Origin of the sequence: Streptomyces sp. NBC_00224, assembly GCF_041435195.1 — a bacterium.
Taxonomy (GTDB): Bacteria; Actinomycetota; Actinomycetes; order Streptomycetales; family Streptomycetaceae; genus Streptomyces.
Map to the genome: position 1 here is coordinate 6,358,758 of NZ_CP108106.1, position 25,448 is coordinate 6,384,205.

Genomic DNA, 25,448 nt, shown 5'->3' on the forward strand with positions numbered 1-25,448 from the left:
CGCACTGGTCCACGCGTCTTCGACGCGTTACGCGTCCTCGACGCCCTGCGCGACCTCCCGCTTGATGCGCTGCCAGCCGAGGGCCAGGCCCACCGGGGCGGCGACCGCCGCGCCGATCAGCGCCGGGTAGGCCACCGGGTCGCCGCCGTAGTGGATCGCGGCGGCGGTCACCGTTCCCGAGACGACCGCCGCGGCCACCATCTGCTTGAGCTTTCCCCGGTAGGTGTTGCTGAGGAAGAGCTGCTTGGCGGGCGGCGCCACCAGCTCGTCGAGCCCGGCCGCGGGCCCGGCGCTCGCGGCCTTCGGGCGCTTGAAGTACATGAAGAACATCCACTGCCCGCACGGCTCCCAGCCGTCCGGGGCGAGCCCGGCGGTGACCGATTCGCGCTCGGCCGCGTTGTTCGCGCTCTCGCGCCGGTACTCCCACCGCATCGCCGCCGCCGGGTCGCGGCGGCAGACGAACCGGCCGAGCCGGTCCAGGCCCTGGACCTCCCAGCCCTGGTCGCCGTAGTGGTTGAGGTGCTTGCGGTCGGTGTAGATGTCGGCGGTCCACTTCCAGGTCTCCGCCTCCGCGCCCGGCTCCTCGGCCGCCCGGCCCCCCGTGAGCCGGGCCGCGAAGTCCTCCGGCGCGCCGAACTCCTCGTACGGGTCGGCGGATCCGGACTCCGCCAGATAGCCGCTGAGCTCGGCGACGGTCGCCGCCACCTCGCTCCGCGGCATCCCCGAGGCGCGCAGCTTCCCGGCGAGATCCCCGAAGTAGTCGTTCTGCTCGCTCATGACGCTCGTCCCCCTGGTGTCGCGCTGGTCAGCATGGTCTGTACGGCGGTGTGGAACTCCAGCCAGGACGCGCCCTGTTCGGCGAGCGCCCGGTGTCCCTCGTCGGTGAGCCGGTAGTACCGGCGGCCCGGCCCGCGCTCGGCGGCGCGGAACTCCCCGACGGCGAGCCCGGCCTCTTCGAGCCGGTTCAGGACGGGGTAGAGCGTCCCGCCCTTGATCTCTCCGAGCCCGGCCGCGGCCAGGGTCTTGGAGATCTCGTACCCGTAGCTCTCGCCCCCGGTGAGACAGGTGAGGACGAGGAGGTCGAGGACGCCTTTGAGCCAACTGGATCTGCGGTCTGCGGCCATGCGTGTATTCCAGCACTAGCTAGATAGGAATGCAAACTAGGTGGCGGTGCTTGAGTAGGTTGCGGTGCCGACAAGGTCCGCCGGACAGGTGCCGGGGGCGGGCGCTGGGGGCGGGCGCGACTACTCGCCCACCCGGATCAGCATCTTCCCCGTGTTGCCGCCCCGCAGCATGCCGATGAACCCCTCCACCGTCCGCTCGATCCCGTCGACCACCGTCTCGTCCGACACCACCCGCCCCGACCGCAGATGCGGCACCAGGAACTCCTCCAACTCGCCCTGTACGTCACGGTGGTTACGTACGAGCACGCCCTCCAGGCGCAGGCTCTTCTCCACCACCGAGTAGAGGTTGCGGGGCGCGGCGGGCGGTGCGGCGAGGTCGTTGTACTGGGCCACCGCGCCCACCCAGGCGATCCGCCCGTGGTCGCGCAGCACGGAGATCGCGCCCTCCAGATGGTCGCCGCCCACGTTGTCGACGTACGCGTCGATGCCGTCCGGGGCCGCCTTCGCCAGCTGCTCGCCCACCGGGCCGTCGTGGTAGTCGAAGGCGGCGTCGTACCCGACCTCCTCCGTCAGGAAGGCCGTCTTCGCGGCCGAGCCCGCGCTGCCCACGATCCGGCCCGCGCCGAGCAGCCGCGCGATCCGGCCCGCCGCCGTGCCGACGCCGCCGGCGGCCGCCGAGACGAACAGGTCCTGGCCGGGCCGCAGTTCCAGGGTGCGGGTGAGCGCCACGTACGCGGTGAGTCCGGTGCCGCCCAGGATGCCCAGATGCGCGGAGAGCGGTACGCCCTCGTACGCCTGGATCGTGCGCGTCCCGTCCACGCCCAGGGTGACCAGGGCGTGGGTGCGCCAGCCCTGCCGGTGGAAGACGAGGTCGCCCTCGCGCAGGCCCGGGTCGAGGGAGGCGACGACCCGGCCGAGCGCGCGGCCCTCCAGCGGCTCGTTCAACGGGTCGAAGTCCATCGCCTCGCGGTGGTACGGGTCCACGGAGAGGTAGAGGTTCCGGACGAGGGCGGTGCCGGGCGCGGGCTCGGGGACGGGGCCCCGCACGAAGGCGAAGTCGTCGGGGGAGGGCAGGCCCTTGGGTCGGGCGGTCTGCTGCACGGTGAGCGAGGTCGTCGTCATGCGCAAGACGCTAGGCAGGAATGCGCGGACCGGGCAGGGGGTTGCGTCGATGGAACCGCCCGATCCATCGATATTGCTCATACGTCCAGGTGGGAGCCCTGATGCCGAACGACCTCGCCCCGCGTGAACTGCGTGTGCTCGCCGCCGTCGAGCAGGAGCGCAGCTTCTCCGGGGCCGCCGTGGCGCTCGGGATGACCCAGTCGGCCGTGTCGCACTCGGTGCGGTCCAGCGAGGCCAAGATCGGCGCGGTGCTCTTCGAGCGGGGCCGTAGCGGCGCGACCCCGACGCCCGCCGGTGCCCGCGCCGCAGCGTACGCCCGCCGGGTGCTGCGGATGCTCGACGCGCTGGCGGCCGAGGCGCGTGGCGCGGCCCCGGACCCGGCCCAAGACACCGTGGCGGGACCGCTGCGGATCGCCGCCTTCCGCAGCGCCGCACTGCATCTGCTGCCGCCCGCCCTGGAACGGCTCACCGCCCGCCACCCCGGGATCACCCCGCAGGTCCGGCTGGTGCGGGAGCTGGGGGCCGGGACGGCGGGGGAGGTGGCGGCGGGCCGCGCGGACCTCGGCATCGCGACGATCGGGACGGGCTCGCCGGTGCCGCCGGGGCTGGTGGGTGGCGTCCTTCTGGAGGAGGGGTACGCGCTGGTCCACCCCTCGGGGCATTCGGCGCCGCGCTCGCTGCCGCTGGTCGACTGGATGGAGAACTGCTCCTCGTACACCCGTCAGTGGTGGGCCGAGCAGGACTGGATCCCGGCGGCCACGGTGCAGGCCGAGGACGACGGAGCAGTGCTCTCGATGGTGAGCAGTGGTTTCGGTATGGCGATCATGCCGGAGCTGTCGCTGACCGGAGCGCCGCACACGGTCGAGATCACTGATCTCGGTTCGGAGCGCCCGACGCGGTCCGTGGGCTATGTGACGACGCCGGAGCTCGCGGGGACGGTCGCGGTTCGCGCCCTCATCCGCGAGCTGCGTGCGCTGCGCCGCTGAAGCGGCCGTCTCAGATAGTAGGAAGTCCGAGTAATTGTGGAGACAGAAGCGGAGTCCTCCCTTAGTTTTGTAGAAGCCGAACGTCTCGCTAGATCCAGCGAATGGCGGTCGCGAGCGCGGTGCCCCTTGGCAGGCAACCCCTGCGGCAGCGCTCCCCGCCCCTTCCGGCGCCTCGATATCCCCGTGATCTCTAGGAGTCGATCCCTCATGTCCGAGACGACGACCGTCCGCCGTGTCCGCCACGCTTCCCGTACGAGTGATGCCGATCGCAAGAACGCCGCGGCCGCGCTTCAGAGGGCGCTTGACCGCCGTGACAACGGGGGTTCCACCGGGCATTAGGCCGGTTTTCGGGTGCGGGCCGGCTGTGGCTGGTCGCGCAGTTCCCCGCGCCCCTGAAAGCCGGTAGTCCGGGGCGCGGGGGTTGCTGTCCACCGCCTGCTACTTCCCGTGCTTGATCTCGAAGTGGTCGACTCTCGCGCCCGACTCGGCCAGGGCCGTCACTGTCATGCGGGCGTGGCGGCCCGCCTCCACCTCCACCGCGAGGAACGAGTAACCGGTGAAGCGCACCCGGGCCACTCCTGTGCGCCCGTCTCGGCCGGGCGGAAAACGGGCTGTCCGCATGGTGGACTCGACATGTCAATGCATGGGACGCGGAGTACGGTGCTTTCATGTCTCGCAGCATCGATCTCGCAGTGATCCCCGGTGACGGCATCGGCCAGGAAGTGGTGGCCCAGGGCCTCAAGGTCCTCAATGCCGTCCTTCCAGCGGACGTGAAGCTGGAGACCAAGGAGTACGACCTCGGCGCCCGGCGCTGGCACCGCACCGGCGAGACCTTGCCGGACGCGGAGCTCGAAGCGCTCAGGACCCACGACGCGATCCTGCTCGGCGCCATCGGCGACCCGAGCGTCCCGTCCGGCGTCCTGGAGCGCGGTCTGCTGCTGAAGCTGCGCTTCGCCTTCGACCACTTCATCAACCTGCGCCCGTCGAAGCTGTTCCCGAACACCGCGACCCCGCTGGCGGGTCGCCCCGACATCGACTTCGTGGTGGTCCGCGAGGGCACCGAGGGCCCCTACACGGGCAACGGCGGCTCGCTGCGCACCGGCACTCCGGCCGAGGTCGCCACCGAGGTCAGCGTGAACACGGCGTACGGCGTGGAGCGCGTGGTGCGCGACGCGTTCGCCCGCGCCCAGGCGCGGCCGCGCAAGAAGCTGACCCTGGTCCACAAGAACAACGTGCTGGTCTTCGCCGGCCACCTGTGGAAGAACATCTTCGACACGGTGGCGAAGGAGTACCCGGACGTCACCACCGACTATCTGCACGTCGACGCCGCGACGATCTTCTTCGTCACCCAGCCCGAGCGGTTCGACGTGATCGTCACCGACAACCTCTTCGGCGACATCCTCACCGACCTCGCCGCGGCCGTGACCGGCGGCATCGGTCTGGCCGCGTCCGGCAACATCAACCCGACCGGCGCGTTCCCCTCGATGTTCGAGCCGGTCCACGGCTCCGCGCCGGACATCGCGGGCCAGGGCAAGGCCGACCCGACCGCCACGGTCCTCTCCGTCGCGCTGCTCCTGCGCCACCTCGGTTACGAGGCCGAGGCGGCTCGGATCGAGGACGCCGTCCAGGCCGACCTGGCCGCACGGGACGGCTCCGCCCGTACCACCGACGAGATCGGCGACGCGCTCGCCGTACGCGTATCGGGCTGACCCGAACGCTCTTCCTCAAGAAAGCCGCCGGGTCGCACCAGCACCCGGCGGCTTTTCCTGTACGGCCCCGGGGTGCCACCATCAGTCCCTGGGCCGCAATCACACCGTTTCTGTCATGGTCCCGCACGAGCGATAATCGAACGTGGGACCGCGGCATGCGGAAAAAGCTCGGACGTCCTGGCTGAAGCCCCTGGCGGAAGCGAAGACGGCGTGAGCGCGGTCCGACCCACACAACCGGTGAAGGACACGCAACCATGACGACGCCCACGATCGAGCTCAAGCCCTCCGCGAACCCGCTGTCCGACGCGGAGCGTGACGCGATCCTGGAAAGCCCCGGATTCGGCCGCCACTTCACCGACCACATGGTGACGGCCAAGTGGACCGAGGGCCGCGGGTGGCACGACGCGGAGCTCACTCCGTACGCGCCGCTGTCGATGGACCCGGCGAACATGACGCTGCACTACGCGCAGACGATCTTCGAGGGTCTGAAGGCCTACCGTCAGCCCGACGGCACGGTGGCGACCTTCCGCCCCGAGGCCAACGCGGAGCGCTTCCGCTCCTCGGCCCGCCGCATGGCGATGCCCGAGGTGCCGACCGAGCTGTTCATCGCCGCCTGCGACGCGCTGATCCAGCAGGACAGGGGCTGGGTCCCCTCCTCCGGCGAGGCCTCCCTCTACCTGCGCCCGTTCATGATCGCGAGCGAGGTCGGGCTCGGTGTGCGCCCCGCCAACGAGTACCTCTTCATCGTGATCGCGTCCCCCGCCGGGGCCTACTTCCCGGGCGGCGTGAAGCCGGTCTCGGTCTGGCTCTCCGAGGAGTACGTGCGCGCGGTCAAGGGCGGTACGGGCGCGGCCAAGACCGGCGGCAACTACGCCGCGTCCCTGGTCGCCCAGGCCGAGGCGGCCGAGCACGGCTGCGACCAGGTGGTCTGGCTGGACGCGGTGGAGCACCGGTGGATCGAGGAGATGGGCGGGATGAACCTGTACTTCGTGTACGGGGACCGCATCGTGACCCCCGAGCTGACGGGCTCGCTGCTGCCGGGCATCACCCGTGACTCCCTTCTGAAGATCGCCCGGGACCTCGGCTACACGGCGGAGGAGGGGCGGATCTCCACGGAGGACTGGAAGCGGGACAACGAGGCGGGCACGCTGACCGAGGTGTTCGCCTGCGGCACGGCGGCGGTGATCACGCCGGTGGGGTCGGTGAAGTCCGCTCGGGCGAACTGGACGCAGGGGGATGGGGAGCCGGGGTCTGTGACGATGCGCCTGCGCAAGGCGCTCCTCGACCTCCAGACTGGCCGCACCCCGGACACGCACGGCTGGATGCACCCCCTGGGCTGACCCCGGTTTGCCCCACCCCGCCCCTTCACCTAGACCCTCCGGGGGTGGGTGGGGGGTGAGGGTGGTCTCCCGGGGGCTACGCCCCCGGACCCCGTTGGCGGGGCTGCGCCCCTGCACCCCGCTTCGGGGCTCCGCCCCGGACCCCGCTCCTCAAACGCCGGAGGGGCTGAATGTGCCCGGGCCCTGCTCCTTGCGCGCCGGAGGGGCTGAATTTCGGACCGCCGGGGCTGGAGTTACCTAAGGGGCGCGGGGAACTGCGCGAGCAACCACAGCCGACCCGCAGACGAACACCGGGCCCAAAAGGGGCGCGGGGAACTGCGCGACCAGCCCCCGCCGGCCCGCAGGCGAACAGGGGGCGGGGGCGCAGCCCCGCAACGGGGTCTGGGGGCGTAGCCCCAGCAAGCCCCCTCAGCCCACCTCCACCCCCGGAGGGTTCAGGGAAGGGGCGGGGTGGGGGAGCCTCCCCCGGGTCAGTGTCGCGTACGCGACACCGCCCACCACCCCCGACAGCAGGAAGCTGCAGTCCACCCCGCCAGTGAAGCGGAGCAGCGGGCCCGACCACTGGGGCAGGGACACCGCCAGCAGGCCCGCCCCCGCGCCCAGGGCCCACGAAACCACGGCCCGCCAATTCCAGCCGCCCCGGTACCAGTACGCCCCGCCCCGCGAACGGCGGTTGAAGACCTGGAGGGCGTCCGCGTCGTACACCCCGCGGCAGCGCGCGAAGCCGATCAGGGTGATGACCGCCCACGGCGTGCCGATCGCCGTCAGGAGTAGGACGAAGGACGTCATCGCGGCCTGCGCGTCCCACGCGTAGTGGCCCGCGAAGACGCACACCGTGGCGACCGCCGCCACCGCGAACGTCGCCTGGGTGCGCGACGCGCGCGGCAGGATCGCGTCGAGGTCGAGCCCCATCGAGTAGAGCATCAGGCCCGCGTTGCCGACCGAGCCCGCCGACGCGGCGAGGAGGAGGGGAAGCAGGTACCAGCCGGGGGCCGCCGCGACCAGCGGGCCCGCGTAGTCCGCCGCCGCCCGCGCCGCGTACGCCGTGAACGTGCCGAACAGCTGCGGCACCAGCAGCCCCGCGGTCAGGCCGAGCCAGGTCGCGTGGAGCACCCGGCGCGGGGTGTGGCGCGTGGGGGAGATGTAGCGCGTGTAGTCGCCCAGGAGCGTGATGAAGGCGATCGGGCCGCTCAGCCCGGCCGCGACCAGGGCGAGCAGCCACGTCGGCCAGAACGAGCCGAGGAGGTAGCCGCCCGCGTCGGGCAGCGCGCCCGTCGTGAAGTGCGGGGCGTACGCCGCCACGCCCAGGACCAGCAGCGCCGTCATGACGACCGCCAGGATCCGGGACAGGCGCAGCAGCACCCGGTATCCGTACACCGCGCCGATCACCGTCGCCGCCGCGAGCAGCGCGTACACGACCGCGTACGAGACACCGCCCGTGGGCAGTCCGAACAGCCGGTGCAGGACGCCCGTCATCGCGTCGCCGCCGATCCACACCGTCAGCGCGGTGTAGCCGAGCGAGAGCAGCAGCCCGACCACCGAGCCGACCAGCCGGCCCCGCACCCCGAACTGCGCGCCCGACGACGTCGACAGGTTCGTCGCCGTGCGCAGGGACACCAGCGCCAGCGGGGCCGTCAGCAGCGTGCCGGCCAGCGTGCCCGCGACGACCGCGCTCACCGAAGCCCACCAGCCGAGGCCGAAGGAGACCGGCAGCCAGCCGAAGACGATCACGCCAAGACAGAGGTTGGAGCCGAGCAGGATCGACACCAGGTCACGCGGACCGCTGGTGCGCTCCGCCTCCGGGATGGTGTCGACTCCGCGCTGTTCTATCGGCATGGGCTGCCCCTGAGTCTCGGATGGTTTGGCTTGGATGGCCTGGGTGGCTTGAATTCGCTGTTTCTCTGTTTGAGTGACGTTCAATGTGTGGCATCGCTGCGCGCCCGTCAACCCCCTTGGCTCATGACAGACCGCAATATGTGTGGTTAGAGTGGTGTTCAAACAGGAGGTGTGGTGGCGTGCGACTGACCCCCACGGAACGCGACCGGCTGCTGCTCTTCGGCGCCGCCGAGCTCGCTCGGGCCCGCCGGGCCCGCGGGCTGAGACTGAACGTGCCCGAGGCGACCGCGCTGATCGCGGACACCGTCTGCGAGGCGGCCCGGGACGGGCGCCGGCTCGCCGAGGCGATCGAGGCGGCCCGCGCGGTGCTCGGCCCCGACGACGTCCTGCCGGGCGTCGCGGACGTGGTCACCGAGGTGCACGTCGAGGCCGTCTTCGACGACGGCTCGCGGCTCGCGGTGGTCCCGGCGCCCATCCGGGGCGCCGCCGGGCTCGGCGAGGACGCGCCCGGCGCCGTGCTGCCCGGGCCCGAGGCCCCCGATCCGGAGCCCGCCGTCCGGCTCACCGTGCGCAACACGGCGGCCGTCCCGGTCAGCGTGACCTCGCACTTCCACTTCTTCGAGGCCAACCCGCGCCTCGACTTCGACCGCGCGGCCGCGTACGGGATGCGGCTGTGCGTCCCGGCCGGGTCGTCGGTCCGGTTCGACCCGGGCGGCGAGGGCGAGGTCGGGCTCGTACCGATCGGCGGCGCCCGGATCGCCATCGGCTTCGCCGGGCTCGTCGACGGGCCCCTCGACGCACCCGGAGCCAAGGAGGAGGCCCTGCGCAGGGCCGCCGCCTGCGGCTATCTGGGCACCGGCGCCGCCCCCGGACCCGCCCACCCGGAAGGGACCCCCGCATGAGCAAGCAGACCCGGCACAGCGACCACTGCGCGCCCGGCAGCCGGCACATCGACCCGCAGGAGTACGCGGCGGTCTTCGGGCCCCGCGCGGGTGACCGGATCCGGCTCGGCGACTCGGGTCTGACCGTCCGCGTCGAGTCGGACGCCCAGCGGCCCGGCGACGAGTTCCTCGCCGGGTTCGGCAAGACCGCCCGGGACGGGCTGCACCTGAAGGCCGCCGCCGTCCGCGAGACCTGTGACGTCGTGATCAGCAACGTCGTGGTGATCGACGCCGTGCAGGGCATCCGCAAGGTGTCCATCGGCATCCGCGAGGGCCGTATCCACGCCATCGGGCGGGCCGGGAACCCGGACACCCTCGACGGCGTGGACGTCGTCGTCGGCACCGGGACCAGCATCGTCTCCGGCGAGGGGCTCATCGCCACCGCCGGCGCCGTGGACACCCACGTCCATCTGCTCTCGCCGCGCATCATGGAGGCCTCGCTCTCCTCCGGCGTCACCACCCTCATCGGCCAGGAGTTCGGCCCGGTGTGGGGCGTCGGCGTCAACTCGCCCTGGGCGCTGCGCAACGCCTTCGCCGCCTTCGACGCCTGGCCCGTCAACATCGGCTTCCTGGGCCGGGGTTCGTCCTCCGACGGCGCCCCGCTGGTGGAGGCGCTCGCCGAGGGCGGCGCCTGCGGCTTCAAGGTGCACGAGGACATGGGCGCGCACACCCGCGCCCTGGACACGGCGCTGCGGGTCGCCGAGGAGCACGACGTGCAGGTGGCGCTGCACAGCGACGGCCTGAACGAGTGCCTCTCGGTCGAGGACACCCTGCGCGTCCTCGACGGCCGTACGATCCACGCCTTCCACATCGAGGGCTGCGGCGGCGGCCACGTCCCCAACGTCCTGAAGATGGCGGGCGTGCCCAACGTCATCGGCTCGTCCACCAACCCGACCCTGCCGTTCGGCCGGGACGCGGTCGCCGAGCACTACGGGATGATCGTCTCCGTACACGGCCTCAAGCCGGACCTGCCCGGCGACGCCGCCATGGCGCGCGACCGCATCCGGGCCGGGACGATGGGCGCCGAGGACGTGCTGCACGACCTGGGCGCGATCGGCATCACCTCCTCCGACGCCCAGGGCATGGGCCGCGCGGGCGAGACCGTACGGCGCACCTTCGCCATGGCCGGGAAGATGAAGGCCGAGCTCGGGCCCCTGGAGGGCGACGGGGACGGCGACGACAACGCGCGCGTGCTGCGCTACATCGCCAAGCTGACCATCAACCCGGCCCTCGCCCACGGCCTGGCGCACGAGATCGGCTCCATCGAGGTCGGCAAGATGGCCGACCTCGTGCTGTGGCGGCCCGCCTACTTCGGCGCCAAGCCGCAGCTGGTGCTCAAGTCCGGCTTCCCCGCCTGGGGCGTCACGGGCGACCCCAACGCGGCCACCGAGACCTGCGAACCCCTCGTCCTCGGCCCGCTCTTCGGCGCCCACGGCGCGACCCCCGCCGAGCTCTCCGTCGCCTTCGTGGCCCGCGCCGCCCTCGACCAGGGTGGCGATCTGATGCCCACCCGCCGGCGCCGGGTCGCCGTGCGCGGCACCCGCGGCATCGGCCCCGCCGACCTGGTGTTCAACTCCCGCACCGGAGCCGTGGACGTGGACGGCCGCACCGGTCTGGTCACCCTCGACGGCGACCCGTTGCGCTCCGAGCCCGCCGACTCCGTCTCCCTCAACCGCCTCTACTTCCTGTAAGGACCCGCCTGATGTCTGCTGCCGCCGACGGCTTCCGCATGCCCGCCGAGTGGGCCCCGCACGAGCGCACCTGGATGGCGTGGCCCGGCCCCAACGTCACCTTCCCCAACGAGGCGGAGCTCGCCGAATCCCGGGCCGCCTGGGCGTCCGTCGCCCGCGCCGTGCGCCGCTTCGAGCCGGTCACCGTCGTCTGCGGCCCCGGTCAGAGCGCTGAGGCGGCCGCTCTGCTCGGCCCGGACATCGACCTCGTGGAGCGCGAGCTCGACGACGCCTGGATGCGCGACATCGGCCCCACCTTCCTGACCGACGGCACCGAACTCGCCGCGGTGTACTGGACGTTCAACGGCTGGGGCGCCCAGGACTGGGCCCGCTGGGAGCACGACGCCAAGATCGGCGCGTACGTCTCGGACCTGGCCGGGGCGCGTACGTACACCTCGCGCCTGGTCAACGAGGGCGGGGCGATCCACGTCGACGGCGAGGGCACCGTCCTGCTCACCGAGTCCGTGCAGCTCGGGCCCGAGCGCAACCCCGGCTGGACCCGCGAGCAGGTCGAGGCGGAGATCCACGGGATGCTCGGCACCCGCAAGGCGATCTGGCTGCCGCGCGGCCTGACCGCCGACTATCCCCCGCACGGCTACGGCACGCTGGGCCACGTCGACATCGTGGCCGCGTTCGCCCGCCCCGGAGTGGTCGTCGCCCACACCCAGCCGGACCCGGCCCACCCCGACCACGAGGTGTGCAAGGAGAACGTGGCGCTGTTGCGGAGCCAGACCGACGCCCGGGGCCGCGGCATCGAGGTCGTGGAGATCCCCGCCCCGACCGTCCTCACCGACGACCACGGCTGGGTCGACTACTCGTATATCAACCACTACCTCTGCAACGGCGGCGTCGTCCTGTGCGGCTTCGACGACCCCAGGGACGAGAACGCGGCGGGCATCTTCCGCCGTCTCTTCCCCGAGCGGACCGTGACCCTCGTCGACGCACGTACGATCTTCGCGGGGGGCGGTGGCATCCACTGCATCACCCAGCAGCAGCCCAGGGTGTGATCCGCCGGGGTGTGATCCAGGAGGAAGAGGACATGGCCGGTCCGGCCCGCGCGCGGAAGAACGCGCCGCCGCGCGAGGAGGTGCTGGCCGCCGCCATGGCCACGATCGCGGACCGCGGTCTGGACGGTCTGACCATGGCCGGGCTCGGCCGCGAGGTCGGTATGTCCAGCGGCCACCTCCTCTACTACTTCCGCAGCAAGGACGAGCTGCTGCTCGAAACCCTGGAGTGGAGCGAGGGCCGGCTCGGCGGCGAGCGCCGGGCCCTCCTCTCCCGGCCGGGCACGGTCCGCGAACGCCTCGACGCCTACGTCGACCTGTACGTGCCCGACGGCCCCCGCGATCCGCACTGGATCCTGTGGCTGGAGGTCTGGAACCGCTCGCAGAGTGCTGCCACCGACGCCGGCGCCCGCGCCCGCCAGGCCGCCATCGAGGGCGCCTGGCACCGCGACCTGGTCGCGATCATCGCGGAGGGCGTCTCGCGCGGCGAGTTCCGCCCGGTCGACGCCGACCGCTTCGCGGCCCGGCTGCGGGCGCTGCTCGACGGCTTCAGCGTGCATGTGGCGGTCGGCATACCCGGTACCGGACGGCCCCAAGTCCTCGACCACGTACGGGAGTTCGTCGACGAGTCGCTCGCGCGACCACTGACGGGCCGTTGAGCGGGGCCTGAACGCAACGTACGCAAGTACGCCTGATCGTTGCGTCCGCAACCCTTGTCGGCCGCATCGGCCTGGGCCACCGTGATCGTCCATGGGACGAGAGCAGTGGAAGAAGATCTGGGTCGGCTCGGCAGGGAACATGGTCGAGTGGTTCGACTGGTTCGTGTACGCCACCTTCGCGGTGTACTTCGCGGACGCGTTCTTCCCGAAGGGGAACGAGACCGCGAACCTCATGAACACGATGGGGATCTTCGCCGTCGGCTTCTTCATGCGGCCGGTGGGCGGCTGGCTGCTCGGCCGCATCGGCGACCGGCGCGGCCGCAAGGCGGCGCTGACCCTGACCGTCACCCTGATGTCCGCCTCGGCGATCCTGATCGCGGTGGCGCCGACGTACGGGGTGGCCGGGTACGGGGGAGTGGCGGTCCTCCTTGTCGCCCGCCTCCTCCAGGGCCTCTCCGTCGGTGGCGAGTACGCGGCGAGCGCCACCTATCTGACCGAGGCGTCCGACCCCCGCCGCCGGGGCTTCGCCTCCAGCTTCCAGTACGTGTCGATGACCGCGGGCCAGCTCGTCGGGCTCGGCCTGCTGATCGTCATGCAGCGCACGATGTCCGAGCACGCGCTGCACAGCTGGGGCTGGCGGATCCCCTTCATCGTGGGGGCGTTCGGCGCGGCGATCGTCTTCTACCTCCGGCGCAACATGCTGGAGACCGAGGTGTACGAGGAGTCCGGCGCGGCCCGCGACGAGGACCGGGGCACGCTGAAGGCCCTGTGGCGCCACCGCAGGGAGGCTTTCCTGGTCATGGCCCTGACGATGGGCGGCACGGTCGCGTACTACACCTACACCACCTATCTGACGAAGTTCCTCTCCAAGAGCGCGGGCATGCCGAAGCCGACGGCGTCGCTGGTGTCGTTCTGCGCGCTGTTCGTCTTCATGTGCCTGCAGCCGCTGGCGGGCATGCTCTCCGACCGGATCGGCCGCCGTCCGCTGCTGATCACGTTCGCGGTCGGCTCGACGTTCCTGACCGTGCCGATCATGACGATGCTCAAGCACGCGGGCACGTTCTGGCCGGCCTTCGGCCTGGCGCTGCTCGCCCTGGTGGTCGTGACCGGCTACACCTCCATCAACGCGTGCGTGAAGGCGGAGCTGTTCCCGACCGGCATCCGCGCCCTGGGAGTCGCCCTCCCGTACGCCATCGCCAACGCCCTGTTCGGCGGTACGGCGGAATATGTGGCGCTCTGGTTCAAGAAGGCGGACATGGAGTCCGGCTTCTACTGGTACGTGGCGGGCTGCGCGGCGGTGTCGCTGGTGGTGTACCTGACGATGAGGGAGACGCGCACGATCGACCTGAACCGCGTCGGCCCGGTTCCTCCTGGCGGTGGGCAGGCGTCGCGCGCGGCGGGACGGGCGGACGGGGTGCCCGCATCCTGAGACCCGGCTCCGCCCGCCGCGGGGCGTATGGCAGACTGCGGACCGTGCTCGCTTTCATGATGATTATGGACAGCAGCGCGCCGGTCCGCAGTGACCGCTGAACCCGCGGCAAACCCCCGCGGCAGCGGACATCGTGCCCCAGACCCGCGCGCAGACCCTTCGCACCCGCGAGGGGTTTTTTCGTTTCCCGGCCCACCACGGCCGGACGCGAGCCGCACGCGATGATGGGGGCAAGTGGAGCCAGAAAATCCGGAGCCACTCATCCGACAGGAGTCACCCCAGCATGACGGCCAACGAGGCACCTGAAGAGAGCCATCGCGTCGACGACACGTTCCACGTCTTCGACACCACGCTGCGCGACGGCGCCCAGCGCGAGGGCATCAACCTCACCGTCGCGGACAAGCTGACGATCGCCCGGCACCTGGACGACTTCGGGGTGGGGTTCATCGAGGGCGGCTGGCCCGGCGCCAACCCCCGCGACACGGAGTTCTTCGCCCGCGCCAAGCAGGAGATCGACTTCAAGAACGCCCAGCTGGTGGCGTTCGGGGCCACCCGCCGCCCGGGCGGCAGCGCGGCCACGGACCCGCAGGTCAAGGCGCTGCTCGCGTCCGGTGCGCCGGTGATCACGCTGGTCGCCAAGTCCCACGACCGCCATGTCGAGCTCGCCCTGCGCACCACGCTGGACGAGAACCTGGAGATGGTCCGGGACACGGTGTCCTACCTGCGGGAACAGGGCCGCCGGGTGTTCGTCGACTGCGAGCACTTCTTCGACGGGTACCGGGCCAACCCCGAGTACGCCAAGTCGGTCGTCCGGGCCGCGAGCGACTCCGGCGCCGATGTCGTCATCCTCTGCGACACCAACGGCGGCATGCTGCCCGCCCAGATCCAGGCCGTGGTCGCCACCGTCCTCGCCGACACCGGCACCCGGCTCGGCATCCACGCCCAGGACGACACGGGCTGCGCCGTCGCCAACACGCTCGCGGCCGTGGACGCGGGCGCCACGCACGTGCAGTGCACGGCCAACGGGTACGGCGAGCGGGTGGGCAACGCGAACCTGTTCCCGGTGGTGGCGGCCTTGGAGCTCAAGTACGGCAAGAAGGTGCTGCCGGAGGGCGCACTGCCCGAGATGACGCGCATCTCGCACGCGATCGCGGAGGTCGTGAACCTCACGCCCTCGACGCACCAGCCGTACGTGGGGGTCTCCGCCTTCGCCCACAAGGCGGGCCTGCACGCCTCGGCGATCAAGGTCGACCCGGACCTTTACCAGCACATCGACCCGGGCCTCGTCGGCAACCGCATCCGGATGCTGGTCTCCGACATGGCGGGCCGCGCCTCCATCGAGCTCAAGGGCAAGGAGCTCGGCGTCGAACTAGGCGGCGACCGCGAGCTGGTCGGCCGGGTCGTCGCCCGGGTCAAGGAGCGCGAGCTCAAGGGCTACACGTACGAGGCGGCGGACGCCTCCTTCGAACTCCTCCTGCGCGCCGAGGCCGAGGGCCGGGCCCGCAAGTACTTCCGCATCGAGTCCTGGCGCGCCATCGTCGAGGACCGCCCCGACGGCACCCACGCCAACGAGGCGACGGTGAAGCTGTGGGCCAAGGGCGAGCGGATCGTGGCGACGGCGGAGGGCAACGGCCCCGTCAACGCGCTCGACCGGGCCCTGCGGGTCGGCCTGGAGCGCATCTACCCCCAGCTGGCCAAGCTGGAACTGGTCGACTACAAGGTCCGCATCCTGGAGGGCCGCCACGGCACGGACTCCACGACGCGCGTCCTGATCACGACGACGGACGGGGCGGGGGAGTGGGCCACGGTCGGAGTCGCGACGAACATCATCGGGGCGTCCTGGGGGGCGCTGGAGGATGCGTACACGTACGGGCTGCTGAGGGCTGGGGTGGAGCCGACGGAGTAGTCGGCCGGGAGTTTCCCCACCCCGCCCGTTCCCTCAAGCCCGCTGGCGGGCGGCCGGGTTCTTCGCCTGCGGGGTGCAGGGGCCGCAGGCCCCGCGACGGGGTCCGGGGGCGCAGCCCCCGGGAGACCACCCTCACCCCCACCCACCCCCGGAGGGTTCAGGGAAGGGGCGGGGTGGGAGGCTAAAGGGTGTTTGTCCGGTTCGTCGGGGAGTCGGGTAGCGTCGGACTCATGAGGTCCCGCGTTTTGATCGCACTCTCCGCCGCCGCACTCGCCACGCTGGCGACCATCGCCCCCACGGCCGCGGCTCCCGCCGCGTCCGGCGTCGAAGAAGTCGCCACCGCACTGAAGAAGGCGCCGGTGTACGTCGACCCCGGCGCCGCCGGGCAGCTGTCGGCCGCCCAGGCCGACGCGCTGGCCAAGAAGATCAAGGACGCCGACAAGCCGCTCTTCGTCGCCGTGCTGCCCGCGACCGCCGCGTTCCCGAAGGACACCCTCCTGCGGAACCTGCGCACGGACACCGGCGTCACCGGCCTGTACGCCGTCCGCTTGGGCGACGCCTTCAACGCCGGCGCCGACCGCAAGGTCATGTCGGCGCAGGCCGTCGACAACCTGAAGACCGCCGTACGCGCCCCCGGCACCGCCACGGACGCGTCGACCCAGCTCAACGCGTTCGTCGACCGGGCCCTGCCCACGATGCGCGGCCGCGCCCCCGCCTCCTGGGGCGGCGGCTCCGGGGCCGACGACAGCAGTGGTGTTTCCGGCACCGCCCTCATCGTCACCGGCGCGGTCGTCGTCGCGGGCGGCGCCGGTGCGTACGCCCTGGTCCGGCGCAGCCGCAAGAAGAAGGCCGAGGAGGAGCGGGCCGCGCTCCAGCGGCTCCAGGTGGTGGTCGACGAGGACATCACCGCGTTCGGCGAGGAGCTCGACCGGCTCGACTTCCACCCCGCCGAGACCGGCGCCGACGATGCCATGCGCGCCGACTACGAGCGCGCCCTCGACTCGTACGAGAGCGCGAAGACCCTGATGGCGGCGGCCCGGCACCCCGGCGACGTACGCGGGGTGACGCAGGCCCTGGAGGACGGGCGGTTCTCGCTCGCCGCCCTCGCCGCCCGCCGCGAGCACCGGCCGCTGCCCGAGCGCCGCGCCCCCTGCTTCTTCGACCCGCGCCACGGCCCCTCGGTCGAGGACGCAGCCTGGTCTCCGGCGGGCGGCGCCCCGCGCCAGGTCCCGGTCTGCCTGGCGGACGCGACCCGTCTGCGGGACGGGCAGGACCCGCTGGTGCGCGAGGTCGACACGGACGGGGGCCGCCGTCCGTACTACGACGCGGGCCCGGCGTACGGCCCCTGGGCCGGCGGCTACTTCGGCGGCGGCATCCTGCCCGGTCTGCTCATGGGCACGATGCTCGGCTCGATGCTCTCCACCCCGGCCTACGCGGCCGACTACGGCGGCGCCGACTTCGCGGGCCAGAGCTACGACGGCGGCGACGTCTCCGGCTCCGACTTCAACCCGTCCGACTTCGGCGGCGGCTGGGGCGACGGGGGCGGCGGAGGCGGAGACGGCGGCGGGTTCGACGGGGGCGGCGGCTGGTAGGGGCGGCGGTGGGCCGGGGTCACGCGCCCTTGATCGCCGAGATGTCGAAGGTCAGCTTGACCTTGTCGCTGACGACGACGCCGCCGGTCTCCAGTGCGGCGTTCCAGGTCAGGCCCCAGTCGGAGCGCAGGATGTCGGCGCTGCCCTCGAAGCCGACGCGCTGGTTGCCGTAGGGGTCGGTGGCCGAGCCGTTGAACTCCAGGTCGATGGCGAGCGGCTTGGTGACGTCCTTGATGGTGAGGTCGCCGACGATCCGGTACTTGTCGCCGCCGAGCTGCTGGGCCTCGGTGGAGCGGAAGGTCATCAGCGGGAACTGCTCGGCGTCGAAGAAGTCGCCGCCGCGCAGGTGGTTGTCGCGGTCGCCGATGCCGGTGTCGACGGAGGCGATCTTCACGTCGATGACGGCGGCGGAGGCGGCGGGGTCGGTGCCGTCGAGGGTGAGGGTGCCCTCGTGCTCGACGAACGAGCCGCGAACGTTGGTGACCATCGCGTGACGCACGGTGAAGCCGATGCTGCTGTGGGCCGGGTCGATGGTGTACGTGCCGGTCAGGGCGGCGAGGGCCGGGTCGACGGGGGCGATGGTCGTGGTCGTGCTGGTGCTCTTGCGGGCGAAGATTCCCATGGCTGCTGCTCCTTCGGGGCGGTCGGTTGAATGTTCAACAAGAGCGACTGTAGACCCATTCCGTTCAACTTTCAACAACCAAGTTTCCGGGCGCGCCACGACCCCTGCCGGGCGCCCTAATACCGCGGCGGCACCGGCGCCGGCCCCAGTGTCGTCGTCCCCGGCGCCGCCCGGTGCCCAAGGCCCGTGCGGTACGCGTCCAGTGCCGCCTCCGTGCGGCCCGTGCGGCGCAGCAGGTCGCCGAGGAGGCGGCACAGGTCCGCCAGGTCGCCCGTCGCGCCGCTGCGCTCCAGTAGGCCGAGGGCCGTGACGTAGTGCTCCTCGGCGGCCTCCAGGTCGCCGCTCTCCTCGCGGATCAGGCCGAGGAGGCGGTGCGCGCCGCCCGCGTGGACCGCGCCGTGCTGGTCGCCCAGCTCCGGCGCCGGGTCGACGAGCGGGGTGAGCAGCGAGGCCGCCTCCGCGTGGCGGCCCAGGCGGCGCAGGACGTCGGCCAGTTCGACCTCGACCTGGCAGGTGAAGAGCGCGGCCCGCTTGGCGGCCAGCATGTCGCGGGCCGTGCGCAACTCCCGCTCGGCGGCGGTCAGTTCGCCGTCCTGGGCGTATACGTACCCCCGCATCCAGTGGCAGTGCGCCAGGTCGGTGCGCAGGCGCAGCTGGCGGTAGACCGACTGGGCCTTGGCGAGTGACGCGTCGGCGTCGGCCGTGCGGCCCTCGGCCAGGAAGGTGCGGGCGACCTGGCGGTGCATGCCCGCCACCAGCGCCGGGTCGGAGACCTGCGGCGCGAGTGCCAACGCCAGTTCGGCGGCGTGCGCGGCGCGCGCCTGGGCGCCCATGTCCAGGTATGGGCCGATGACCGCCGAGTAGAGCAGGACCAGCGACTCCGGGTCGTTGAGGCCGCTCGTGCCGAGTTCGTCGATGGTCGATTCGAGGAGGTAGCAGGCGTAGCGGAGCTCGCCCGCCAGGACGTGGGCGATCGCCCGGCCCCGGATCGCGCGCGCCCGGCGCGGCAGCGGCTCGCCCACCTGCTGGCGCTCGGACGCCTCGAAGTGCCGTATGGCGTCGGCCAGTTCGCCGGTCTCCAGGGCGCAGTCGCCCAGGCCGAGCAGGGCCTCCGCCTGTTCGGGGAGCAGGTCGTGCAGCTCGGCCTCGGTCAGCAGCTGGCGGTAGCGTACGGCCGCCTCCTCCGCGTCGCCGGTGGCCAGGAGCCGCTGGGCGTCGGTGAGGCCCAGGCGCAGTTCGGTCGCGAGGTGGGCGGGGCGGCCGGTGGCCAGTTCCTCGTACGTGGTGCCCAGGCGCTCGGCGAGGTGGCGCAGCGCCGCTTCGGAGGGCCTGACCTTGCCGGACTCCAGGGTCGACACATAGGCCGGGGTGTAGGCGGGCTCGGCCAGCTGACGCTGGGTGAGTCCCCGTTCGGCGCGCAGTCGCTGCACCCGGCGGCCGATCACGGCAGGTTCGTCCATCGTGTCTCCCTCGTCCCGGGGCATTGCGCATGCCCCGTGCGCCCCCTAACTTAAGCGAGCCGTTCAACAGATTTACCCGACCGCTTAACTTCCGTCACTGGGGGAGGACTTCATGCGCCCAGCCTTGCGTCCGTCGTTGCGCAGAACGTCGTTGCGCAGAACCATAGCGGCGACCGGACTCGCCGCATCCGTCGTTGCCGCACTCCTGTCCGTGCCCGCCTCGGCCGCCGGCGCTCCGGCTCCCCGGCCGCGTGTCGAGGTCGAGATACCCGGGCCCGAGGAGGGCGGCGAGGCCGGGTCCGGGCATGTGCGCGTTCCGGCCACGGGGGCGAGCCGCCCCGCTGCCCGGCTCTCCGGGCGGGCCGCCGACGCCGACGGCGACGTCAGCGAGATCGTCGACAACGGGCCGAGCGCCGACCGCCTCGACGTCGTCATCGTCGGGGACGGGTACACCGTCGACCAGTTGGCGAAGTTCCACGCCGACGCCAAGGAGAAGTGGGGCGAGGTGACCGGCGTCGAGCCGTACACCACTTACCAGAACCTCTTCAACGTATGGACCGTCGACGCCGTCTCGGCGCAGTCGGGCGTCTCCGGCGACCCCGCCCAGGGCGATGTGAAGAACACCGCGCTCGGCGCCTACTTCTGGTGCGACGGCATCGAGCGGCTGCTCTGCATCGACCAGGACAAGGTCGACTCGTACGTCGCCAAGGCCCCGCAGGCCGATCTGGTGATCGTGCTGGCCAACAGCACCAAGTACGGCGGCGCCGGGTACAACGAGCCCAGCCAGAAGCTCGGTTACGAGGGGATCTCCACCGCGTCGGCCGGCAACGCCAAGTCCGGTCAGGTGGCCATCCACGAGACCGGCCACTCGCTGGGCAAGCTCGCGGACGAGTACTTCTACCCGGGCACGCCCGGCTACGAGCACTACTCCGGGCCCGAGGTCGCCGAGTCCAACATCTCGGTGCTGAGCGCCGACGCGATGGCCGCGCAGCGGACCAAGTGGTACCGGTGGCTGGGGGAGACCTCGCCCGACGGCGGCACGGTGGGTGCGTACGAAGGCGGCGGCTACTACGTCACGGGGCTCTTCCGCCCCACCGACAACTCGATCATGCGCATCCTCGGCAAGCCCTTCAGCCTGCCCGGGCGCGAGGCGATGATCGCCGGGTTCTACCGGCACGCCTCGATCGCCACGGCCGCCGTGCCGACCGCGCAAACCCTGCGCGCCCACGACCGGGCGCGGGTGACCGTGCCCCTGCTGGCGGGCGCGGACGTCAAGCAGCCGAGGATCCGCTGGTACCTGGACGGCCGCGAGCTCACCCGGTTCGAGGGGCGCACCTGGGTCGGTGTCGCGCAGGCCATCATCTCCCCGTGGGACCGGCGGACCCATCAGCTGAAGGTGACGGTGACCGACCCGACGAAGTCGGTGCGGGACCCGCGGATCGCGGCCGGGCTCAGCGACTCCGTCACGTGGAGCGTGCGGCGTTGAGTGGGTGACCCGATCGGGTAACCGGATTGGGTAAGCGCTTTCTGTTCGGCGTGTCCGGGGCATTGAACGCCCGGGCACGCCGTGCTACACCAACGGCAGCGGTCTACACCACTTCCCTCCGGGAGTTCCCTGTGTCCTTGCTGCCCCCGTGGTCCCGTCGCACGTTCCTCACCGTCGTGGGGGCAAGCGCTCTCACCCTGGCCGTGGTTCCCGAGGCGTCCGCCGCCGATGAGTTCGCCCTGCTGCGCGGCCGCTGGCGCGACCTCTCGCTCGGCACCGGCTTCGACCCGGACGCCGAGCCGTACGCCTCCCGGCTCAAGGAGACCGGCGACCGCGCCCGGACCTTCCGGGCCTCGATGGCCCCGGCCGACCACTCGCTCTGGCCGGACTGCCCGTTCGACCCGCCCGCCGGGATCACCCAGAGCTACGGCCGGCTGTGGACCATGGCCCAGGCCTTCCTCCAGCCCGCCACCGGCCTCACCGGCGATACGGGTCTCCTCGGCGATGTCGTCGCCGGTCTCGATCACCTGGCGGCGAAGGTCTACAACCCGTCCACCACGCGCTACGGCAACTGGTGGGAGTGGCAGATCGGCAGCCCCCGGCTGCTGACCGACCTGGTCAACGCGCTGTACGAGCACCTGGACGAGGACCGGATCCAGGCCGCCTGCGCCGCCGTCGACCACTTCGTCCCCGACTCCGCGCTCGCCGACTACTCGGGCACCTCCACCGGCGCCAACCGGGTCGACCTGTGCCGCTCGGTCGCGGTGCGCGGGGCCCTCGGCCGCACCCCCGCCAAGCTCGCGCTCGCCCGCGACGCCCTGTCGCCGGTCTTCCCGTACGTCACCAAGGGCGACGGCCTCCACGCCGACGGATCGTTCATCCAGCACACGTCCATCGCCTACTCCGGTACGTACGGACAGGTCATGCTCGACGGGCTCGGGCGGCTCTTCACGCTGTTCGCCGGGACGAGCTGGGCCGTCACCGATCCCAACCGGCAGATCATCCTCGACAGCGTGGAGCGCGCGTACGCGCCGCTGATCCACAACGGACTGGTCATGGACAGCGTCAACGGGCGGGCGGTGAGCCGGGGCTATCTGCTCGCGGACGATCTGCACGTGATGCGCGGCGACCACTTCCACGGGCAGGGGATCATCGCCGCCGTCGCGGTCCTCGCGGGCGGCGCCTCCGAGGCCGAGCGGACCCAGTGGCAGGGCATGATCAAGGGCTGGATCGAGCGGGATCCCACTCATCCCGTCCTGTCCGCCCGCCAGTTCGGGGTCGCGGACCTGGCCCGGCTCCAGGCGGTCGTCGAGTCACCCGTGGCCGCCGCGCCCGAGCCGGTCGGGCACACCCTCTTCGCCGCCATGGACCGCGCCGTCCACCGCCGCCCCGCCTGGACCGCCAACATCGCCATGGCCTCGGAGCGGATCTCGTACTACGAGTGCGGCAACGGCGAGAACCCGCGCGGCTGGCACACCGGCGCCGGAATGCTCTACTGGTGGCCCGGGGAGCAGGGCAACGACCAGTACACGGACTGGTTCTGGCCGACCGTGGACCCGTACCGGCTGCCGGGGACCACCGTGTCCACCAAGCGGCTCGCGGACCGGGCGGGCGGTGAGTGGGGCGCGGCCAAGCCCGCCGTGAAGTGGGTGGGCGGGGTGAGCGACGGGGAGTTCGGAGCCGTCGGCCAGCATGTGAAGGGGCTCGGCTCGACCCTTGAGGCCCGCAAGTCCTGGTTCTGCACGGCCGGAACCGTCATCTGCCTCGGCGCCGGGATCACCGCCACCGACGGCGTCCGGGTCGAGACGGTCGTCGACAACCGCAACCTCGGCGAGGCCGGGACCGGCACGTTCACCCTCGACACAGCCGCCCGCCCCCGCTGGGCGCATCTGGAGGGCCACGGCGGCTGGGTCCTCCCCGGCACCACCACCGCGCTGCACACCCTGCGCGAGGCCAGGACCGGGGCGTGGAGCGACATCAACACCACGAGCTCGACCGAGCGGCGCACCCGCACCTATCAGACGCTGTGGCTGGATCACGGGACCGACCCGGTGGGCGCCTCGTACAGTTACCAGCTGATGCCGGGCGCCTCGCGGCAGACGGTCGCGGCCCGCGCCGCCGACGCCGGCTGGCTGTCGGTCCTCGCCAACACGGCCGCCTGCCAGGCCGTGTCCGTGCCCGCGCTCGACCTGCTGTGCGCCAACTTCTGGCAGCCTGGCAGCGCGGGCCCGCTGGCGGTCTCGGCGCCGGCGAGCGTCCTCGTACGGAGCAAAGGGGCGACGGCCACGCTCCGGGTCAGCGAGCCGCCGCGCACCGGCCAGCCCTTCGAGGTGACCTGGAACCATCCCGTACGACGGGTGACCAGTGCCGATCCCACGGTCGAGGTCCTCGCCACCGGCAGGGCGCTGCGGCTGCGGATCACACCGGGCACGGCGGGCGCGAGCCACCGCTGTGACGTGGCTCTCATCTGATCGCGTTGTTGGACCCCAACAAAGCGGGATGCCCTTGAGCTGGCACTTCGCCTGCATCGCAGGATTGTTCTGTTCAGGGCTACCAGGAAAACGGTCCGGAGACTGTACGGAGTCGACGGCGGGAAATTCTTGGTCGGCTTCGTAGGGTCGATGCATGACCGTTGTGGACGAAACCCCGGGTGAGCCGAGGGACGCGCGTGGCCGCGTGGCCGAGCTGCTGGCCCTGCGTGAGCAGGCCCGGCGCGGGCCGAGCGAGCGCGCGACCGAGGCGCAGCACGCCAAGGGCAAGCTGACCGCGCGCGAGCGGATCGAGCTGCTCCTCGACCCGGGTACGTTCCGCGAGGTCGAGCAGCTGCGGCGGCACCGGGCGACCGGCTTCGGCCTGGAGAACAAGAAGCCGTACACGGACGGTGTCATCACCGGCTGGGGCACGGTCGAGGGCCGTACGGTCTTCGTCTACGCGCACGACTTCCGCATCTTCGGCGGCGCCCTCGGCGAGGCCCACGCCACCAAGATCCACAAGATCATGGACATGGCCATCGCGGCCGGAGCGCCGCTGGTGTCCCTGAACGACGGCGCCGGCGCCCGTATCCAGGAAGGCGTCAGCGCCCTCGCGGGCTACGGCGGCATCTTCCAGCGCAACACGCGCGCCTCGGGCGTCATCCCGCAGATCAGCGTGATGCTCGGCCCGTGCGCTGGCGGCGCCGCCTACAGCCCGGCGCTCACCGACTTCGTGTTCATGGTCCGCGAGACCTCGCAGATGTTCATCACCGGCCCGGACGTCGTCCGCGCGGTGACCGGCGAGGAGATCACCCAGAACGGGCTCGGCGGCGCGGACGTGCACGCCGAGACGTCGGGCGTCGCGCACTTCGCGTACGACGACGAGGAGACCTGCCTCGCCGAGGTCCGCTACCTCCTGTCGATGCTCCCGTCCAACAACCGCGAGAACCCGCCGACGCACCCCAGCGAGGACCCGGCGAACCGGCGCGGCGACGTGCTGCTCGACCTGGTGCCCGCCGACGGCAACCGCCCGTACGACATGCACAAGGTGATCGAGGAGCTCGTCGACGACGGCGACTACCTGGAGATCCACGAGCGCTGGGCCCGCAACATCATCTGCGCCCTCGCCCGGCTCGACGGCCAGGTCGTGGGCATCGTGGCCAACCAGCCGCAGTCGCTCGCGGGCGTACTGGACATCGAGGCGTCGGAAAAGGCTGCCCGTTTCGTCCAGATGTGCGATGCTTTTAATATCCCGATCGTCACTCTTCTGGACGTCCCCGGCTTCCTGCCCGGTGTCGATCAGGAGCACGGTGGAATCATCCGGCACGGCGCGAAGCTGCTGTACGCGTACTGCAACGCCACCGTGCCCCGGATCTCGCTGATCCTGCGCAAGGCCTACGGCGGGGCGTACATCGTCATGGACTCCCAGTCCATCGGCGCCGACCTCACCTACGCCTGGCCGACCAACGAGATCGCGGTGATGGGCGCCGAAGGTGCCGCCAACGTCATCTTCCGCAAGCAGATCGCGGAGGCCGAGGACCCCGAGGCGATGCGCGTGCGCATGGTCAAGGAGTACAAGGCCGAGCTGATGCACCCGTACTACGCGGCCGAGCGGGGCCTGGTCGACGACGTCATCGACCCCGCCGAGACCCGCGAGGTGCTGATCGCCTCCCTCGCGATGCTGCGCACCAAGCACGCCGACCTGCCGTCCCGCAAGCACGGCAACCCGCCTCAGTAACGAGGAGCTCCGTTGACCACCCCGACCCCTTCCTCTCCTTCCGTCCTCCGCGTCGAGAAGGGCGAAGCCGCGCCCGAGGAGCTGGCGGCCATCACGGCCGTCCTGCTCGCCCGCGCGGCCGCCCAGTCCGCCCCGGCCCCGTCCCACGGCCGCGACACGGCAGGCTGGCGCCGCCTGGAGCGCACACCGGGCTTCCGGGCGCCGCACTCCTGGCAGGGCTAGGCCCTAGTGCCTCTTGAAGGCCCCGCTGCTCCTTTGGGAGTGGCGGGGCCTTTGGCGTACGTACGCGGGTG

General features: G+C 71.8%; 21 protein-coding genes. 14 read left to right on the forward strand and 7 right to left on the reverse strand.

Annotated elements, in window-relative coordinates; genetic code table 11:
* Positions 1-27: 27 nt before the first annotated feature.
* The 3 genes from OG965_RS28500 to OG965_RS28510 form a co-directional block, all read right to left on the reverse strand.
* Complete coding sequence (locus OG965_RS28500) at positions 28-777, reverse strand: hypothetical protein (protein ID WP_371654908.1); 750 nt, start codon at positions 775-777, stop codon at positions 28-30.
* Positions 774-1,124 (reverse strand): PadR family transcriptional regulator, encoded by a 351-nt coding sequence (locus tag OG965_RS28505; RefSeq protein WP_371654909.1) that lies wholly within the window; start codon positions 1,122-1,124, stop codon positions 774-776. Before OG965_RS28505 ends, OG965_RS28500 begins: the two co-directional genes overlap by 4 nt.
* A gap of 120 nt (positions 1,125-1,244) precedes the next feature.
* Entirely contained in the window at positions 1,245-2,246 is a 1,002-nt protein-coding gene (locus OG965_RS28510; RefSeq protein ID WP_371654910.1) for an NADP-dependent oxidoreductase, read from the reverse strand.
* Between the two features lie 101 nt (positions 2,247-2,347).
* Between OG965_RS28510 and OG965_RS28515 the strand changes: the two genes are divergently transcribed.
* Positions 2,348-3,232: a LysR family transcriptional regulator gene (locus OG965_RS28515; RefSeq protein ID WP_371654911.1), complete on the forward strand. Its 885-nt coding sequence runs from the start codon at positions 2,348-2,350 to the stop codon at positions 3,230-3,232.
* Between the two features lie 438 nt (positions 3,233-3,670).
* Here OG965_RS28515 and OG965_RS28520 read toward each other — a convergent pair whose 3' ends face one another.
* Entirely contained in the window at positions 3,671-3,799 is a 129-nt protein-coding gene (locus tag OG965_RS28520) for a hypothetical protein (protein ID WP_371657193.1), read from the reverse strand.
* 101 nt (positions 3,800-3,900) lie between these two features.
* Between OG965_RS28520 and OG965_RS28525 the strand changes: the two genes are divergently transcribed.
* Positions 3,901-4,941, forward strand: coding sequence for a 3-isopropylmalate dehydrogenase (locus tag OG965_RS28525; RefSeq protein ID WP_067161675.1), 1,041 nt, complete (start codon positions 3,901-3,903; stop codon positions 4,939-4,941).
* Positions 4,942-5,195: 254 nt separating this feature from the next.
* Positions 5,196-6,281, forward strand: a complete 1,086-nt coding sequence (locus tag OG965_RS28530; RefSeq protein ID WP_371654912.1) for a branched-chain amino acid aminotransferase — start codon at positions 5,196-5,198, stop codon at positions 6,279-6,281.
* Between the two features lie 408 nt (positions 6,282-6,689).
* Here OG965_RS28530 and OG965_RS28535 read toward each other — a convergent pair whose 3' ends face one another.
* Positions 6,690-8,117 (reverse strand): cytosine permease, encoded by a 1,428-nt coding sequence (locus OG965_RS28535; protein WP_371654913.1) that lies wholly within the window; start codon positions 8,115-8,117, stop codon positions 6,690-6,692.
* A gap of 179 nt (positions 8,118-8,296) precedes the next feature.
* Here OG965_RS28535 and ureA point away from each other — a divergent pair, with 179 nt between their 5' ends.
* The 7 genes from ureA to OG965_RS28570 all read left to right on the forward strand — a co-directional run bounded on the left by ureA (position 8,297) and on the right by OG965_RS28570 (position 17,378).
* The gene (gene ureA, locus OG965_RS28540; RefSeq protein WP_371654914.1) at positions 8,297-9,019 is read left to right on the forward strand and encodes an urease subunit gamma; all 723 of its coding nucleotides are present in this window, start codon (positions 8,297-8,299) and stop codon (positions 9,017-9,019) included.
* Complete coding sequence (locus tag OG965_RS28545) at positions 9,016-10,749, forward strand: urease subunit alpha (protein ID WP_371654915.1); 1,734 nt, start codon at positions 9,016-9,018, stop codon at positions 10,747-10,749. Before ureA ends, OG965_RS28545 begins: the two co-directional genes overlap by 4 nt.
* 11 nt (positions 10,750-10,760) lie before the next feature.
* Complete coding sequence (locus OG965_RS28550) at positions 10,761-11,795, forward strand: agmatine/peptidylarginine deiminase (RefSeq protein ID WP_371654916.1); 1,035 nt, start codon at positions 10,761-10,763, stop codon at positions 11,793-11,795.
* Between the two features lie 32 nt (positions 11,796-11,827).
* On the forward strand, positions 11,828-12,451 hold the full coding sequence (locus tag OG965_RS28555; RefSeq protein WP_371657087.1) for a TetR/AcrR family transcriptional regulator: 624 nt from the start codon (positions 11,828-11,830) through the stop codon (positions 12,449-12,451).
* 91 nt (positions 12,452-12,542) lie between these two features.
* On the forward strand, positions 12,543-13,880 hold the full coding sequence (locus tag OG965_RS28560; RefSeq protein ID WP_371654917.1) for an MFS transporter: 1,338 nt from the start codon (positions 12,543-12,545) through the stop codon (positions 13,878-13,880).
* Positions 13,881-14,163: 283 nt separating this feature from the next.
* Positions 14,164-15,786 carry a citramalate synthase gene (gene cimA / locus OG965_RS28565; RefSeq protein WP_371654918.1) on the forward strand — a complete coding sequence of 541 codons (1,623 nt, stop codon included), beginning with the start codon at positions 14,164-14,166 and terminating at the stop codon, positions 15,784-15,786.
* 230 nt (positions 15,787-16,016) lie between these two features.
* Positions 16,017-17,378: a hypothetical protein gene (locus OG965_RS28570; RefSeq protein ID WP_371654919.1), complete on the forward strand. Its 1,362-nt coding sequence runs from the start codon at positions 16,017-16,019 to the stop codon at positions 17,376-17,378.
* Positions 17,379-17,397: 19 nt separating this feature from the next.
* Here OG965_RS28570 and OG965_RS28575 read toward each other — a convergent pair whose 3' ends face one another.
* Positions 17,398-18,000 carry a YceI family protein gene (locus OG965_RS28575; RefSeq protein WP_371654920.1) on the reverse strand — a complete coding sequence of 201 codons (603 nt, stop codon included), beginning with the start codon at positions 17,998-18,000 and terminating at the stop codon, positions 17,398-17,400.
* Positions 18,001-18,116: 116 nt separating this feature from the next.
* Positions 18,117-19,460, reverse strand: coding sequence for a helix-turn-helix domain-containing protein (locus OG965_RS28580; RefSeq protein WP_371654921.1), 1,344 nt, complete (start codon positions 19,458-19,460; stop codon positions 18,117-18,119).
* Positions 19,461-19,572: 112 nt separating this feature from the next.
* Here OG965_RS28580 and OG965_RS28585 point away from each other — a divergent pair, with 112 nt between their 5' ends.
* From OG965_RS28585 to OG965_RS28600, 4 genes are all read left to right on the forward strand, one after another.
* The gene (locus OG965_RS28585) at positions 19,573-20,946 is read left to right on the forward strand and encodes a M64 family metallopeptidase (RefSeq protein WP_371654922.1); all 1,374 of its coding nucleotides are present in this window, start codon (positions 19,573-19,575) and stop codon (positions 20,944-20,946) included.
* 131 nt (positions 20,947-21,077) lie between these two features.
* Positions 21,078-23,417, forward strand: a complete 2,340-nt coding sequence (locus OG965_RS28590; RefSeq protein WP_371654923.1) for a polysaccharide lyase 8 family protein — start codon at positions 21,078-21,080, stop codon at positions 23,415-23,417.
* A 154-nt stretch (positions 23,418-23,571) separates the two neighbouring features.
* Positions 23,572-25,155, forward strand: a complete 1,584-nt coding sequence (locus tag OG965_RS28595) for an acyl-CoA carboxylase subunit beta (RefSeq protein ID WP_371654924.1) — start codon at positions 23,572-23,574, stop codon at positions 25,153-25,155.
* Positions 25,156-25,167: 12 nt separating this feature from the next.
* Entirely contained in the window at positions 25,168-25,377 is a 210-nt protein-coding gene (locus OG965_RS28600) for an acyl-CoA carboxylase subunit epsilon (protein ID WP_371654925.1), read from the forward strand.
* Positions 25,378-25,448: the final 71 nt, after the last annotated feature.

Coding starts and splice junctions, on each gene's coding strand:
- OG965_RS28515 (WP_371654911.1), top strand. CDS start 2,348: ATGCCGAACGACCTCGCCCCGCGTGAACTGCGTGTGCTCGCCGCCGTC.
- OG965_RS28555 (WP_371657087.1), top strand. CDS start 11,828: ATGGCCGGTCCGGCCCGCGCGCGGAAGAACGCGCCGCCGCGCGAGGAG.
- OG965_RS28535 (WP_371654913.1), bottom strand. CDS start 8,117: ATGCCGATAGAACAGCGCGGAGTCGACACCATCCCGGAGGCGGAGCGC.
- OG965_RS28580 (WP_371654921.1), bottom strand. CDS start 19,460: ATGGACGAACCTGCCGTGATCGGCCGCCGGGTGCAGCGACTGCGCGCC.
- OG965_RS28560 (WP_371654917.1), top strand. CDS start 12,543: ATGGGACGAGAGCAGTGGAAGAAGATCTGGGTCGGCTCGGCAGGGAAC.
- OG965_RS28525 (WP_067161675.1), top strand. CDS start 3,901: ATGTCTCGCAGCATCGATCTCGCAGTGATCCCCGGTGACGGCATCGGC.
- OG965_RS28510 (WP_371654910.1), bottom strand. CDS start 2,246: ATGACGACGACCTCGCTCACCGTGCAGCAGACCGCCCGACCCAAGGGC.
- OG965_RS28595 (WP_371654924.1), top strand. CDS start 23,572: ATGACCGTTGTGGACGAAACCCCGGGTGAGCCGAGGGACGCGCGTGGC.
- OG965_RS28575 (WP_371654920.1), bottom strand. CDS start 18,000: ATGGGAATCTTCGCCCGCAAGAGCACCAGCACGACCACGACCATCGCC.
- OG965_RS28585 (WP_371654922.1), top strand. CDS start 19,573: ATGCGCCCAGCCTTGCGTCCGTCGTTGCGCAGAACGTCGTTGCGCAGA.
- OG965_RS28505 (WP_371654909.1), bottom strand. CDS start 1,124: ATGGCCGCAGACCGCAGATCCAGTTGGCTCAAAGGCGTCCTCGACCTC.
- OG965_RS28550 (WP_371654916.1), top strand. CDS start 10,761: ATGTCTGCTGCCGCCGACGGCTTCCGCATGCCCGCCGAGTGGGCCCCG.
- OG965_RS28570 (WP_371654919.1), top strand. CDS start 16,017: ATGAGGTCCCGCGTTTTGATCGCACTCTCCGCCGCCGCACTCGCCACG.
- OG965_RS28500 (WP_371654908.1), bottom strand. CDS start 777: ATGAGCGAGCAGAACGACTACTTCGGGGATCTCGCCGGGAAGCTGCGC.
- OG965_RS28545 (WP_371654915.1), top strand. CDS start 9,016: ATGAGCAAGCAGACCCGGCACAGCGACCACTGCGCGCCCGGCAGCCGG.
- cimA (WP_371654918.1), top strand. CDS start 14,164: ATGACGGCCAACGAGGCACCTGAAGAGAGCCATCGCGTCGACGACACG.
- OG965_RS28530 (WP_371654912.1), top strand. CDS start 5,196: ATGACGACGCCCACGATCGAGCTCAAGCCCTCCGCGAACCCGCTGTCC.